Consider the following 14632-nt stretch of genomic DNA (forward strand, 5'->3'; position numbering starts at 1 on the left):
ATCCCATGGCGAAGGTCAACTTCCACCACCCGGACGGCGCGGTGGACGCCATCGAGGCCGAGTCCGGCACCACCATCATGCGGGCCGCCGTGCGCAGCGGAGTTCGCGGCATCGTCGGCGAATGCGGTGGACAGGCCATGTGCGCGACCTGCCACGTGTACGTGCACGAGCCGTTCCTGGACGGTCTGCCGGAGATCGGCGAGGACGAGGAGGAGATGCTCGAGTGCACCGCTGAACCCCGCGACGAGCGGCGCAGCAGGCTCGGCTGCCAGATCGCGCTCGGCGGGGACGTGGCGCAGATCGACGTCGACGTCCCCGCCAGCCAGGTGTGAGCGATGTCCGCACCGGACCGCGTCGTCATCATCGGGGCCGGGCAGGGCGGGCTCCAGGCGGCGGATTCACTTCGCTCCGGGAGGTTCGCGGGCACCGTCACCGTCGTGGGCGAGGAGGACTGCCCGCCCTACCAGCGCCCGCCGCTGTCGAAGGACTACCTGCGCCCGGGTGGTGAACCCGCACCGCTACCGATCCGCACCGCGGACCACTTCGCCGGGCTCGACGTCGAGGTTCGGACCGGGGCGCGCGCCGCGGTGATCGATCGGGCGCGGTGCGAGGTCGCGCTCGACGGCGGTGGTGTGCTGCCGTACTCGCACCTGGTGCTGGCCACCGGGTCGGCCAACCGGACGCTGCGCGTCGCGGGCGCCGACCTCGACGGCATCCACCACCTGCGCACGCTGGACGAGGCGCGTGCCGTCCGCGCCGACCTCGAACGCGCGCGGTCCGCGGTCGTGATCGGTGCTGGGTTCATCGGGCTCGAATTCGCCGCGGCCGCCCGCGAGCGCGGCCTCGACGTCACGGTGCTCGAAGCGGCCGACCGACCGATGGCACGCGTGCTGTCCGCGCCGCTGTCGGACTTCGTCGCGACCGCGCACCGCCGGACGGGCGTGGACCTGCGGGTCGGTGCGGGGGTCGAGTCGTTCGAGGGCCGCGCCGGGCGGGTCGCGGCGGTCCTCGACGCATCGGGCGGGCGGTACCCGGCCGACCTCGTCCTGGTGGGCGTCGGTGCCTCGCCGCGCACCCAACTCGCCGAGCAGGCCGGGCTCGCGGTGGACGGCGGCGTGCTCGTCGACGACTCGCTGCGGACCGACGACGAGCGCATCTACGCGATCGGGGACTGCGCTGCCTTCCCCAGCCACCACCTCGGGGCGCGGACCCGCCTGGAATCCGTGCAGAACGCCACCGACCAGGCACGGCACGTCGCTCGTGCCATCATCGACGGCCCGTCCCGCTACCGGGACGTGCCGTGGTTCTGGAGCAACCAGGGCGACCTCCGGCTCCAGATCGCCGGGCTCGGGCTTCCCGGGGACGACGCCGTGCTGCGCGGCGACGTCAACGCGGGGAAGTTTTCGGTGTTCCGGTTCCGCGATGGCGAGCTGACCGCGGTCGAGTCCGCCAATCGACCGGCCGACCACCTGGTCGCCCGCCGCCTGCTGGCAGCCGAGTTGCCGCTCCGGCCGGAACAGGCCGCCGACCCGGCATTCGACCTCAAGGCCCACGCCAAGCGCGGAACCGACCGGGCCGGAGGTGGACACCGGTCGTGACTCATGCGCCTCGCGGCGTGTCCGCCGACGGTAGCGGACACGCCGCGCTGAGCGCCTCCCCGCGATGCCGTCGAGTCGGGAACGCCGAAGACGCGGCCGGTTCTCAGCGCCGCGCCTTCGCACCCGTTGTGCTCGGGGACCGCCAGATGCCGACGGGTTGCCTCTCGGCGTTGACGATCCCCGCGAAGAACGCCGCCAGTTCCTCCTCGGCGTCCAGCGGGAGCACGTTCGCGACGTAGTGGTCGGGGCGCACGACGACGAGCGCACCACCCCGGTCCACACCGCGCGCCTCGAAGATGTCGTCCCGCGGGTCGGCGGCGTACACCTTCTCGTAGTCGACGAGGCCGAACGGGCCGACCTTCGGCAGGTACGCGCTCGGTACCGCGGCGAGGTCGACACCGGTGTGGTCCTGCTGGTAGATCACCTTGAGGTCGAACCACGCGTCGACGTCCGCGCCCTCCGGCGTGCAGGCGACCACCGGCGACTCCGGCGAACCGCTGATCCACTCGGCGAAGTCGGCGGCCTTGGAGCGCTGCCCCGGGGCAGGCCGGTCGGCGAACGCGTAGATCCGCCAGCGTCCGTCCGCGCGGTGGTGGTGCCCCAGGTGCACCGGGTTGGCATCGCAGACCCGCGTGGCGGCGTTGGACTTGAAGCGCTTGCCGATCGGGAACCCCGTCGCCAGCTCCTGGTGCGCGGCGTCGCCGGTGATCAGCGAGGGCTGGTACCGGGTCATCATGCCGGCGGGGAACTCGGCGGTCTTGACGTAGAAGTCCGCCAGCGTGTTCGGGTCGCCGAGTTCTTCGGGCTTGGCGGCCATCATGCTCGACCACTCCCGGTCGAACTCGATGAGGTTCTGCGCGATGACCTGGCGTTCGGCGGAGTAGGTGTCCAGCAGCGTTTCCGGGGCGCGCCCGTCGAGCACGTGCGCCAGCTTCCAGGCGATGTTCCACCCGTCCTGCATCGACACGTTCATGCCTTGCCCGGCCTTGGCGCTGTGGGTGTGGCAGGCGTCGCCGGTGATGAACACCCGCGGACCGCGGACACCCACCAGCTCTTCCGGCACGTCGTCGAACCGGTCCGCCAGCCGGTGCCCCACCTCGTACACGCTGCGCCAGCAGACGTGCTTCACCGTCAACGTGTACGGGTGGATGATCGCGTTGGCCCGGGCCTCGACCTCCTCCTGGGACGTGCCCCGCACCGCGCCGTGGTCGTCCTCGGAGACCTCGCCCAGGTCGACGTACATCCGGATCAGATGATTGCCCTCGCGCGGGATGTGCAGGATGCTGCCTCCGTCGTGCGACTGGATGGCGCACTTGGTGCGGATGTCGGGGAAGTCGGTCTCGACGAGCACGTCCATCACGCCCCACGCGTGATTGGCCTGGTCGCCGACCAGTTCCCGGTCGATCGACTCGCGCACTCGGCTGCGCGCACCGTCGCACCCGATCACGTACTTGGCGCGGACGATCCGCTGCTCGCCCGCGTCCGCACCAGCGCTGCGCCGCAGCGTGACCGCGACCGGGTGTTCGCCCTCGTCGGCGATCTCCAGGGTGACGAACTCGTAGCCGTAGTCGGGTTCGAGCCTGGCCGGTGCGTTGCGCGCCGCCTCGGCGAAGTAGTCGAGCACCCGGGCTTGGTTGACGATCAGGTGCGGGAACTCGCTGATCCCGGTCGGGTCATCGGGTGCGCGGGAGGTCCGGACGATGTTGCGCGGGTTGTCCGGGTCCGGCGCCCAGAAGCACATCTCGGTGATCCGGTAGGCCTCTTCGGTGATCCGGTCGGCGAACCCGAACGCCTGGAAGGTCTCGACGCTGCGCGCCTGGACACCGTCGGCTTGCCCGACCTCCAGCCGACCGGGGCGGCGTTCGACCACGCGCGTCACGATGTGCGGGAACTGGGCGAGCTGGGCGGCGGCGATCATCCCCGCCGGCCCGCTTCCCACGATGAGGACATCGACCTCGTCGGGAAGCTCCGCGGGGCGATCCACTCCCGTCCCAGCGGCCGGCTGGATGCGGGGGTCACCGGAAACGTACCCGTGGTGGTGGAACTGCACGATCTCTCCTCACGTCATTGCGAGAAAGTCGGTTCTTCCGAGGTGGGATCACGCCTCACGCGTAGGGGCCGGGCATCAGGGTGTACTTCGTTTCCAGGTACTCCTGGATTCCTTCCCGGGAGCCTTCGCGGCCGAGTCCGGACTGCTTGACGCCGCCGAACGGTGCTGCCGCGTTGGAGACGACCCCGACGTTGAGGCCCATCATCCCGGTCTCGATCTCCTCGATCAGGCGTTGGCCGCGGCGGGTGTCGCGGGTGTAGGCGTAGCCGACGAGCCCGTAAGAGGTCGAATTGGCCAGCTCGATCGCCTCTTCCTCCGAGGCGAAGGTGGTGATCGGCAGCACCGGCCCGAAGATCTCCTGCTGCATCACCTTCGCGTCCGGCGGCACGTCGGTGAGCACGGTCGGCCGGTAGAAGGAGCCCGGACCGTCGATTCCCGACCCGCCGGTGCGGACGACGGCGCCGCGATCGACGGCGTCGTCGACCAGGGCTGCGACGTCGCCGACGGCCTTGCGGTCGATCAGGGGCCCGATGTCGACGCCGTCCTCGGTGCCGCGTCCGGTCCGCATCCCCGCGACGTGTTCGGTGACGCGTCGGCTGAACTCCTCCGCAACGGTCTCGTGGACGTAGCAGCGGTTGGCGGCGGTGCACGCCTGCCCGATGTTGCGGAACTTGGCGGCCAGCGCGCCGTCCACCGCCGCGTCCAGGTCGGCATCGTCGAAGACCAGGAACGGCGCGTTGCCGCCGAGCTCCATGCTGGTGCGCAGGACTCCCCCGGCCGCCTGCTCCAGCAGCCGGACGCCGACCTCGGTGGAGCCGGTGAACGACAGCTTCCGCAACCGCGGATCGCTGATCAGCGGCGCGCACAGCGGCCCGGAACGCGACGTCGGCACCACGTTGACCACGCCCTCCGGCACTCCCGCCTGCTGCAAGAGCCGGGTCAGCAGCAGGGTGGTCAGCGGGGTCAGGGCGGGTGGTTTGAGCACGACGGTGCAGCCGGCCGCCAGGGCCGGTGCGATCTTGCGGGTCGCCATCGCCAGCGGGAAGTTCCACGGCGTGATCAGCAGCGAAGGACCGACCGGCCGGTGGGTCACGACCATCTGGCCGTTGCCCTCGGGGCTGCTGCTGTAGCGGCCGTCGATGCGGACGGCTTCCTCGCTGAACCACCGCAGGAATTCCCCGCCGTACCCGACCTCGCCGCGCGCCTCCCGCAGCGGCTTGCCCATCTCCAGGGTCATCAGCAGGGCGAGGTCGTCGGCGTGCTCCTGCACCAGGTCGAAGGTGCGGCGCAGGACCTCGGCGCGGTGCCGTGCCGGGGTGCGGGCCCAGTCCCGTCCCGCGCTCGCGGCAGCGTCCAACGCGGCGGCGCCGTCGGCGGGTGCGGCGTCGGCGACCTCGGCGATCACCGCGCCGGTGGCGGGGTCGTGCACCGGAAAGGTACCGCCGCCGCCGGGAATCCACTTCCCGGCCACGAACAGCTCGTCGGGGACGCGCCCGAGGAGGTCGCGCTCCGTCGCGGTCATAGTGATGCCCCCAGTTTGAATCCCTCGTTCTCGTCGCCCTTGCGGGTGTAGGAGAAACCGTCGGCGCCGACGGTGACGGCCATCTCGCTGCTGTCGGTGCGCTCCTGCAGCGGCTGCGGTTCGCCGTCGAGGTCCAGCACCGGCGAGGCGTCGGTGTACCAGGACGGCACGACCGGGTTGCCCCACCAGTCGCGGCGCTGGTTGTCGTGCACGTCCCAGGTCACGACCGGGTTGTCCGGGTCGCCGGTGTAGTAGTCCTGGGTGTAGATCTCCACCCGGTGACCGTCGGGGTCGCGGATGTAGAGGTAGAACGCGTTGGACACGCCGTGCCTGCCCGGGCCGCGCTCGATGACGTCGGACATGCGCAGCGCGCCGAGCTTGTCGCAGATGGACAGGACGTTGTGCTTCTCGTGGGTGGCGAAGGCGATGTGGTGCATGCGCGGGCCGTCGCCGCCGGTCAGGGCGGTGTCGTGGACGGTGTCCTTGCGCCGCAACCAGGCCGCGTAGGTGGTGCCCTCGTCGTCCTTGATGTCCTCGGTGACCCGGAAACCCAGGTCCTCCAGGTACTCCCGCCCCTTCGGCACGTCCGGGGTCACCTGGTTGAAGTGGTCCAGCCGCACGAGAGCCCCGGGGTGTGGACGTCGTAGCGCCACGCGAGCCGCTCGACGTGCTCGACCTCGTGGAAGAACTCGTACGGGAAGCCCAGCGGGTCGGTGACCCGCACCGAGTCACCGATGCCCGCGGTGAAGCCGTCCGCGCGACGTTCGGTGCGGCAGCCGCGCGCGGCGAACCACTGCTCGGCCCGGTCCACGTCCTCAGGCGTGCGGACGCGGTAGGCGAACGCCGCCGCCGCGGCCACCGGCCCCTTGCGCAGCACCAGGTTGTGGTGGATGAACTCCTCGAACGACCGCAGGTAGATCGCGTGGTCGTCCTCCTCGGTGACCACCAGGCCGAGCACGTCCACGTAGAACTCCCGGGAAGCCGCCAGATCGGTGACGACCAGGTCGAGGTAGGCGCAGCGGACGATGTCGGGCGGGGGAAGCTCTGATGTCGCAGCCGAGACACTCATCGTTGAACGTTCCTTCGCGTGCGCGGCGCCGTCAGGCGCCGAACTTGGGGGTGTGGACGGGCGCCAGCGAGATGTGCATGGCCTGCTGGTCGGAGTAGAAGTCCAGCGACCGGTAGCCGCCCTCGTGGCCCAGACCGGATGCCTTGACCCCGCCGAACGGGGTGCGCAGGTCCCGGACGTTGTGCGAGTTCAGCCAGACCATGCCGGCGTCGATGCGCTGCCCGAACGTGTGCGCGCGTTCGAGGTCCGAGGTCCACACGTAGGCGGCCAGCCCGTACTTGACGTCGTTGGCCAGCTCCAAGGCTTCCTCGTCGGTGTCGAAGGGGGTGATCGCCACGACCGGGCCGAAGATCTCCTCCTGGAAGATCTGCGCCGTCGGCGGCACGTCCACGAACACCGTCGGCTGCACGTAGTTGCCCGACTCCAGGCCTTCCGGGCGGCCGCCGCCGGCGGCCAGCTTGGCCTCGGTCTTGCCGATCTCGATGTAGCCGGTCACCTTCTCGTAGTGCTCGGGGTGCACCAGCGCGCCGACCTCGGTGGCCGGGTCGTGCGGGTCGCCCACCTTGATCTTCTCGGCCCGCTCGACGTAGCGCCGGACGAACTCGTCGTAGACGGGTCGCTCCACCAGGATCCGGCTGCCCGCGGTGCAGCGCTCGCCGTTGAGCGAGAAGACGCCGAACACCGTCGAGTCGATCGCGGCGTCGAGGTCGGCGTCGGCGAACACCACGGCCGGGCTCTTGCCGCCGAGCTCCATGGACAACGCCTTCAGCGTGGGTGCGGCGTTGGCGAAGATCAGTTCGCCGGTCGCCGACTCGCCGGTGAACGAGATCAGCTGGACGTCCTCGTGCTTGACCAGCGCGTCGCCCGCGTCCTCGCCGATCCCGTGGACCAGGTTGAACACGCCGTCCGGCACCCCGGCCTCGCGGAAGATCTTCGGCCACAGGCTCGCCGACAGCGGGGTGAACTCGGCGGGCTTGAGCACCACGGTGCAGCCCGAGGCCAGCGCCGGGGCGAGCTTCCAGCTCTCCAGCATGAACGGCGTGTTCCACGGGGTGATCAGGCCGGCCACGCCCTTGGGCTTGCGGTTGACGTAGTTGACCTGCTTGCCGGGGACCTTGTACGTGTCGTCGGCCTGCGCCACGATCAGGTCCGCGAAGAACCGGAAGTTCTCCGCGGCCCGCCGGGCCTGCCCGAGCGCCTGGGTGATCGGCAGCCCGGAGTCGAAGCTCTCCCACTCGGCCAGCCGCTCGTCGCGGGACTCGACGATGTCGGCGATCTTGTTCAGGATCCGCGCTCGCTCGCGCGGCAGCATCCGCGGCCACGGGCCCTCGTCGAAGGCCGTGCGCGCGGCCGCGACGGCGCGGTCGATGTCGGCCCGCGTGCCGGCCGCGGCCTGGAGGTAGTTCCGGTTGGACACCGGGTCCAGGACGTCGAACGTGGCGCCGTCCGAGCTATCGGCGAATTCGCCGTCGATGAAGTGCTGGATCCGCTCCGGCAGGTCTTGCGGCACGCGCCGGGCGGGCGTGGCGGCGTCGGTCATGGTCGTACTCCTCAAGCGGTTGCGGCGGTGCGGGCGGCGATGGTGTCGCTGTCATCGACGGGCGAGAGGTGGTTCGCGCCTTCGGCGAGCAGCGCGCGGATCGTTTCCTGACCCGGTTCGGTCGGCGTGATCAGCGGCGAGCGGACGTGGCCGGAGCTGATCAGGCCGCGCTGCTGGAGCACCCACTTCACCGGCGCCGGGTTGGTCTCGACGAAGATCAGGTCCACCAGCGGGTGCAGGCCGTAGTGCAGGTCCAGCGCCTCGTCGAGCTCCCCGGCGCGGTAGGCCTCGTACATCCGCTTGGTCGCGGCCGGCGCGATGTTGGCGGTGGCGCTGATGAAGCCGGTGCCCCCGAGCGCCAGCAGCGGCAGGCACAGCAGCTCGATTCCGGACCAGACCAGCAGATCGCGACCAGCGGCCTTGATCACCCGGGAGAAGTGCTCGAAGTCCTTGGTCGTTTCCTTGATGCCGACGAAGTTGGGCACGTCGCGGTGCAGCCGGGCCACCGTCTCCGGCGCGATCTCCACCGCGGTCCGGCTCGGCACGTTGTAGGCGATGATCGGCAGGTCCGGGTACTCCGCGGCGACCGTGGAGTACCAGGCGTACAGCGCTTCCTGGGTGGGCCGCGCGTAGTACGGCGTGATGATCAGCGCGGCGTCCACCCCGGCGTCGTGCGCCGCGCCGGTGAGCTCGATGGTCTCGTCGAGCTTGGCCGAGCCGGTGCCCGGGACGACCGGGGCCCGGCCGTCGACGGTCGTGAGCACGGTGCGGATCGCCGCTGCCCGTTCCTCGATCGTCTGCGCGCTCGGCTCACCGGTCGAGCCGCCGATGGAGATCCCGTCGGAGCCCTGCTTGAGCTGCCAGTCGACGAGGTTCGCCAGCGACCGGTGGTCCACCTCGCCGTCGGAGGTGAACGGGGTGATCACCGGCGCGATCGATCCGGTCAGTTCCTCGGGGCGGGTGCGCCAGGCACCCGGAGCGTTGCTCATGTCGATCCTCCTGCGGGAATGGTTGCGGGTGGTGTGCGCGGCGGTGTCGGCAGCGGAGCCGCAGCGCTCGCCCGAAGCGCCCTGCGCATCGTGGTGCTTCAGCGGTCGGGGTTCCGCTCGGCGTCGTAGCGCTCGCGCCATTCGCCGGACAGCGGGTAGAGGCCGTCGACGGACGCGCCCTCGGCGACCCGGGCCGCGATCCACTCCTCCTCGGCTTCCTGCTCGATCGAGGCGTCGAGCACCTCGTCCAGCAGCGCCGGGGGATGACCAGGACGCCGTCGTCGTCGCCCACGATCACGTCCCCGGGCTGCACCGTCGCACCGCCGCACGCGATCGTGAGGTCGCCGTCCCACGGGACGTGCCGCCGCCCGAGGACGGCCGGGTGCGGACCGCTGGAGAAGGTGGGGATGTCGAGTCCGGCGACCGCGGTCCAGTCCCGCACTCCGCCGTCGGTGACGATGCCCGCCGCTCCCCGGACCTGGGCCCGCAGCGCCAGGATGTCGCCGACCGTCCCGCTGCCGCGCTCACCGCGGGCTTCGACCACCAGGACGTCGCCGGGACCGAGCGCGTCGAAGGCCCGCTTCTGCGCGTTGTACCCGCCCCCGTGGCTGCGGAACAGGTCCTCGCGACCGGGCACGAAGCGCAGCGTGCGCGCCCGGCCGATCATCTTCCGCCCTGGGCTGTTGGTGCGCACGCCGTCGATGGACAGCTGGTTGTGGCCGTGCTTGCGCAGCTGCGCCGACAACGTCGCCACCGAGACCTGCCGCAGCTTCGCCACCAGCTCGTCGGTGAGCTCGAACGGGGCCGGCTCCGGGATGAGCCCGGCGGCCTCGTGGCTCCCCCACGCCTCGGCGCGCTGGTGGTCGTCGGCGGTCGGTTGCGCGCTGAAGTCCGGCAACGGGACCGCCCCCTCGACCACGGTGGTCCGCAGCCGACCGGTGCGGTGCTCGGTGTCCGGGACGTCCACCTCGACCTCGATGACGTCGCCCGGGACCACCACGGAGGATCCGGCGGGGGTGCCGGTGAGCACCACGTCTCCCGGCTCCAAGGTGATCAGCTGCGACAGGTCCGCGACCAGCTCGCCGAACGGGAAGGCGACGGCGCCCGCGGAGTCGTCCTGCACGAGCTCGCCGTTGACCCACGTCCGGACCCGCAGCGCGGCCGGGTCGAGCTCGGCGGCGGGCAGGGCCGCGGGCCCCAGCGGCGTGTAGCCGTCGCCGCCCTTGGAGCGCAGGTTCGAACCCTTGTCAGCGGCCCGCAGGTCGTAGACGCCGAGGTCGTTGGCCGCGGTCACGGAGGACACGTGCGCCCACCCGTCCTCGCGGGCGATCCGGCGGGCGGTCTTGCCGATCACCAGCGCGATCTCGCCCTCGAAGGCCAGCAGCTCCGCGCCCAGCGGGCGTTCGACGGTCTGGTCCGTGGCCGCCACCGAGGTCACCGGCTTGAGGAAGTACGACGGCTTGGCCGGGACCCGGCCGCGTTGGGCGATCCGCGACCGGTAGTTCAGGTGCAGCGCGATCACCTTGCCCGGTCGCCCGACGAGTGGGTGCCGAGCGAGTCCTTCGGAGGGGGAACCGACATCGTCGTGCGTCATGCCAAGGAACGTATACGATGACGTATCTGATATCAATGCCGCGAGTACGCTCGCGACAGGACGACCGGACGCGCCACGCGCCTCGGGCAAGATGAAGTGGACGTCGAGCGAAGCGAGGACCCATGACCACGGACGCACCGGCCGGCCGCGTCGCCACCAGCAAATCCCAATTGGCGTACGAGTGGCTCCACGAGCGGATCGTCTCGCACCGCTTCACCCCCGGCTACCGGTTGGTGCTGAGCCAGATCGCCAACGAGCTCAAGGTCAGCACGGTCCCGGTCCGCGAGGCCATCCGGCGGTTGGAGGCCGAAGGTCTGGTCACCTTCGAGAAGAACATCGGCGCGCAAGTCGCCATGGTGGACGAGGGCGAGTACGTCGCCACGATGCAGACGCTCGCGGTCGTCGAAGGCGCTGCCACCGGGTTCTCCGCCCCGCTGCTGACCGCCGACGATCTGGCCGGCGCGCGCGAGGTGAACCAGCGGATGCGGGAGTGCTTGCAGCACTTCGACCCGCGCCGCTTCACCGAGCTCAACGAGGAGTTCCACGCCGTCCTGTTCGCCCGCTGCCCGAACGAGCACATCACCGACCTGGTGCACCGCGGCTGGAACCGGATGCGGATGCTGCGCGGCTCGACCTTCAGCTTCGTTCCGGGCCGCGCGGTCGAATCCGTCGCCGAGCACGAGCAGCTCGTCGCCCTGATCGAGGACGGCAGCGACCCGGTCGAGGTCGAACTCGCCGCTCGTCGGCACCGCACCGCCACCCTCGACGCGTTCCGGCAGTTCCAACGCGACCACGACCAGCACGGACCGTCCCACGGCGGGCAGGCGTAAGCGCGAGCGAGCCGGGCCGCGCCGGAACGCGACCCGACTCGCTCCCCCCCGGCCGCTACTTGGTCTCGCCCGCGAGATCGATCTCGCGCCCCTCCCGGGTGGCCCGCACGCAGGCCGCCGACACCAGGAACGACAACGCCCACACCAGCGCGAGCAACCACAGCCCGCCACCGGCCGCGAGCACCAGCCCGGAGGCGATCATCGGGGTGAAACCGGCGCCGAGGGTGGAGGCGCTCTGGTAGGCCAGCGACGCGCCGGTGTAGCGCATCCGGGTCGGGAAGAGTTCGGCGACGAACGCACCGAACGGCCCGAAGATCACCCCCTGGACGATGCCGTTGGCCAGGAAGAGACCGACCGCGAAGCCCCACAGCGTGCCCGTTTGCAGCAGCAGGATGATCGGGTACGCCAGCACCGCCCCGGCGAACATGCCGGTCACCATCACCGGCTTGCGGCCGAACCGGTCGGACAGGCGGGCCGCGAACCAGATCCCGACGATCGTCAGCGTCGCCCCGACCGCCTTGACGTTGAGCACTCCGGTCCGGTCCACGCCGAGATCGATCGCGTAGGCCACCGCCCACACCGTCATCAAGCCCTGCACGGTGTAGGAGCTCATCCCGGCGATGATGCCGAGCACCAGGTTGCGCGGGTACTGCGTGACGACTTCCAGCAGCGGGATCTTCCGACGCTCGGCCTTCTCCTCCAGGTCCAGGAACAACGGCGTCTCCGACACCTTCAGCCGGATCACCAGGCCGACGGCGATCAGCACGGCGCTGAGCAAGAACGGCACCCGCCAGCCCCAGCTGAGGAACTGCTCGTCCGGCAACGTGGAGAACGCCGACACCACCAGGGTCGCGAGCACCGCACCGGCCGGCCCGCCCATGTTGGCGAAGCTCGCCGCGAACCCGCGCCGCTTCGCCGGGGCGTGCTCGAGCGCGACCAGCATCGCGCCGCCCCATTCGCCACCGACGGCCAGACCCTGCACCAGCCGCAACACGACCAGCAGCACGGGTGCCGCGACACCGATCTGGGTGCTGGTCGGCAGCATGCCGATCGCGGTGGTGGCCGTCCCCATCAGCACCATCGACACGATCAGCACGCCCTTGCGGCCGATGCGATCGCCGAAGTGGCCGAAGATCGCACCGCCGAGCGGGCGGGCGACGTAGCCGACGGCCAGGGTGGTGAACGAGGCGAACAGACCCACGGCGGGCGGCATCCCGGCGAAGAACAGTTCGCCGAACACCAGGCTGGCGGCGGTCGCGTACAGGATGAAGTCGTAGAACTCGATGGCGCTGCCGATGAAGCTCGACGCCAGGATGCGCCGCATCTCCCGGGAGTTGAGGCTGTCCGATGCGGACTCCCGGCCCGCGGGGGCGGTGGCCTGCTGGTTCATGGTGCGACCACCTCTGCGCGCGTGACGTGGGATCCGGGCGGCGACGTGCCGAAGGGCAGCACGTCGAGGTCGTCGGGGACGAGGAACGCGCCCTGGCACCGCTCGGCCGCGGCCTCCCACACCGAGCGCGGCGTGGTACCGGGCACCAGGTGGTGCAGGGCCAGCGCCTCGGCGCCCGCGGCGTTGGCGATGTCCACCGCCTGGTCCGGGCTGGTGTGGGACTTGGTGTGGTGGTCGATCGAGGCTTGCGCGGTCGGACCTCCCCCGGCGTAGGTGCGGTGCACCCAGTCGAAGTCGATCGCCTCGTGCAGCAGCAGATCGGTGTCCCGGGCGAGGCGGATCAGGTTGTCGCACGGCGCGGTGTCACCGGAGATGGTGACGGAGCCGTGCGCGGTGTCGAAGCGGAACGCGAACGCCGGCGCGATCGGCGGGTGGCGCACGAGGGTGGCCGTGACGGTGACCAGGTCATCGGCGTAGATCTCGAACGGCCGCACGCCTTCCGGCGTCGGGTTGTCGTTCGGGTGGTAGCCGGTGGCCTCCGGGATGCGGATGTCCTCGGCCCGGAAGTGGTCGAGCGGGCTGGGCCGCAGCGCATCGAGCACGCGGTCGTTCAGGTCGGTGGCGTAGGCGGCCATCAGGTGCCGGAACATCGCCGCCGTGCCCGGGGTCGGCTGCTCCGGGAACACCGGGGCCGGAGGCACCACCGCGCGTGGTGCGACGGGCGGCAGCGCACCGCGGTCGCCCGGCCCGATGATCCGGATCGGGTCCTGGTCCTCCGCCAGCGCGAACATGCCGAAGATCGCCAGGCTCGCCAGGTCGACGGTGTGGTCGGAGTGCAGGTGCGTCAGGAACACCGCACGCAGCGAGCTGATCGGGATACCGGCGAGGTTCAGTTGCCGTCCGACCCCGTGACCGGCGTCGACGAGGTAGGCGTGGCCACCGACGAGGACGGCCGTGGCGATGCCGGAACGCTCGCCCGCGTTCTCGCCCGCCCACCAGCGGGGCCCTCCTGCGGTCCCGAGGGTGACGACCCTCGGCCTCGGATCGGCGGCGTTGCCGAGACGGAGGTGCGTGGTGTCGGTCATGCCGACGATTGGAAACCGCTCCACCGATCGAAACAAATACCGAATTTCAGGTGTACCGATAGAAACCGACTATGAGTCGGGGTACCCCAGCATCCCTTGGAACGCCTGCGCGGCGGGCGACAGCCTGCCCGGGCGGCGGAAGAGGTAGAGCCGGCGGTTGAGCACCGGCTCCACCGAGCACAGCACCGCGCCTTCGAGCTCGGCGAGCCGCGCGAGCGGGCGCGGAAGCACCGCGCACCCGGCACCGGCCACCACCAGGTGCAGCGCGGATTCGCGGTGACCGACCTCCACCACGACGTTGAGCTCGACGCCGCGCCGCTCCGCCTCGGCACGCAGGAGATCGCGCACCAGGGTGCCCTCGAAGCCGGTCACCACGTCCCTGGCGAGCAGCTCGTCGACGGTCATCCGACCGTCCGGTGACGGGACGCTGCCCGGCGGCATGGCGATGACGAGTTCCTGCTCACCGATCGGGACGGTCTCCAGCTCGTCGTCCGAAGGCGACGTCACGCCGGAGAAGCCGAGCTCGGCCTGCCCGGTGCGCACGGCCGCACGCACGTCGTCCTCGGATTCCGGCTGGCTCAACCGCACCCGGACCTGCGGGTGGCGAGCGCGGAACCGACCGATCACCTCGGCCAGCGGATCCAGCGCGAGCGTGGGCAGCGTGACCAGGTCCAGCCTGCCCGCCATCAGCCCGGTCACCTCGCGCACCGCGGCCCGCCCGGTCTCCATCTCACGCAGCGCCCGACGGGCGAAATCGATCAGCGCGGTGCCGGCCGCGGTGAGCCGCACGCTGCGCGGCAACCGGTGGAACAGTTCCGCACCGAGTTCCCGTTCGAGAACCTTGATCGAATGCGACAGCGAGGGCTGCGCCACGTGCAGTGCGCTGGCGGCTGCGGTGAACCCACCGTGGTCCACCACGGCGAGGAAGTACTCGAGCTGACGTCGTTCCACGCGCACACCCTAGG

10 protein-coding genes and 2 pseudogenes are annotated in these 14632 nt (G+C 70.9%); 3 read left to right on the plus strand and 9 right to left on the minus strand.

Going from position 1 to position 14632, the window contains the following annotated elements; genetic code table 11:
• The first annotated feature begins 5 nt into the window (after positions 1 to 5).
• On the plus strand, positions 6 to 332 hold the full coding sequence (locus tag ACQP0T_RS16815; RefSeq protein ID WP_433868916.1) for a 2Fe-2S iron-sulfur cluster-binding protein: 327 nt from the start codon (positions 6 to 8) through the stop codon (positions 330 to 332).
• Between the two features lie 3 nt (positions 333 to 335).
• The gene (locus ACQP0T_RS16820) at positions 336 to 1598 is read left to right on the plus strand and encodes an NAD(P)/FAD-dependent oxidoreductase (protein ID WP_433868917.1); all 1263 of its coding nucleotides are present in this window, start codon (positions 336 to 338) and stop codon (positions 1596 to 1598) included.
• Between the two features lie 103 nt (positions 1599 to 1701).
• On the opposite strand, the gene ACQP0T_RS16825 is transcribed toward ACQP0T_RS16820, so the two are convergent.
• The 6 genes and pseudogenes from ACQP0T_RS16825 to ACQP0T_RS16850 all read right to left on the minus strand — a co-directional run bounded on the left by ACQP0T_RS16825 (position 1702) and on the right by ACQP0T_RS16850 (position 10362).
• Positions 1702 to 3648 (minus strand): FAD-binding monooxygenase, encoded by a 1947-nt coding sequence (locus ACQP0T_RS16825; protein ID WP_433868918.1) that lies wholly within the window; start codon positions 3646 to 3648, stop codon positions 1702 to 1704.
• 55 nt (positions 3649 to 3703) lie between these two features.
• Entirely contained in the window at positions 3704 to 5170 is a 1467-nt protein-coding gene (locus ACQP0T_RS16830) for an NAD-dependent succinate-semialdehyde dehydrogenase (RefSeq protein WP_433868919.1), read from the minus strand.
• Positions 5167 to 6239 (minus strand): annotated as a pseudogene (gene hpaD, locus ACQP0T_RS16835) (3,4-dihydroxyphenylacetate 2,3-dioxygenase). Before hpaD ends, ACQP0T_RS16830 begins: the two are co-directional and overlap by 4 nt.
• A gap of 31 nt (positions 6240 to 6270) precedes the next feature.
• The gene (hpaE, locus tag ACQP0T_RS16840; RefSeq protein ID WP_433868920.1) at positions 6271 to 7779 is read right to left on the minus strand and encodes a 5-carboxymethyl-2-hydroxymuconate semialdehyde dehydrogenase; all 1509 of its coding nucleotides are present in this window, start codon (positions 7777 to 7779) and stop codon (positions 6271 to 6273) included.
• Positions 7780 to 7790: 11 nt separating this feature from the next.
• Positions 7791 to 8768 carry a 4-hydroxy-tetrahydrodipicolinate synthase gene (dapA, locus tag ACQP0T_RS16845; protein WP_433868921.1) on the minus strand — a complete coding sequence of 326 codons (978 nt, stop codon included), beginning with the start codon at positions 8766 to 8768 and terminating at the stop codon, positions 7791 to 7793.
• A gap of 98 nt (positions 8769 to 8866) precedes the next feature.
• A pseudogene (locus ACQP0T_RS16850) lies at positions 8867 to 10362 on the minus strand (fumarylacetoacetate hydrolase family protein).
• A gap of 122 nt (positions 10363 to 10484) precedes the next feature.
• Here ACQP0T_RS16850 and ACQP0T_RS16855 point away from each other — a divergent pair.
• A complete protein-coding gene (locus ACQP0T_RS16855; RefSeq protein ID WP_433868922.1) occupies positions 10485 to 11192 on the plus strand; it encodes a GntR family transcriptional regulator in 708 nt (235 codons plus the stop codon).
• A gap of 55 nt (positions 11193 to 11247) precedes the next feature.
• Here the strand turns inward: ACQP0T_RS16855 and ACQP0T_RS16860 are convergent, their stop codons facing one another.
• From ACQP0T_RS16860 to ACQP0T_RS16870, 3 genes are all read right to left on the minus strand, one after another.
• The gene (locus tag ACQP0T_RS16860) at positions 11248 to 12582 is read right to left on the minus strand and encodes an MFS transporter (protein WP_433868923.1); all 1335 of its coding nucleotides are present in this window, start codon (positions 12580 to 12582) and stop codon (positions 11248 to 11250) included.
• Positions 12579 to 13667: an MBL fold metallo-hydrolase gene (locus tag ACQP0T_RS16865; RefSeq protein ID WP_433868924.1), complete on the minus strand. Its 1089-nt coding sequence runs from the start codon at positions 13665 to 13667 to the stop codon at positions 12579 to 12581. The genes ACQP0T_RS16860 and ACQP0T_RS16865 overlap by 4 nt, the downstream gene beginning before the upstream one ends.
• 69 nt (positions 13668 to 13736) lie before the next feature.
• Positions 13737 to 14618 carry a LysR family transcriptional regulator gene (locus ACQP0T_RS16870; protein WP_433868925.1) on the minus strand — a complete coding sequence of 294 codons (882 nt, stop codon included), beginning with the start codon at positions 14616 to 14618 and terminating at the stop codon, positions 13737 to 13739.
• Positions 14619 to 14632 lie beyond the last annotated feature (14 nt).

Origin of the sequence: Saccharopolyspora sp. CA-218241, assembly GCF_050954615.1 — a bacterium.
Classification (GTDB): Bacteria; Actinomycetota; Actinomycetes; order Mycobacteriales; family Pseudonocardiaceae; genus Saccharopolyspora; species Saccharopolyspora cebuensis.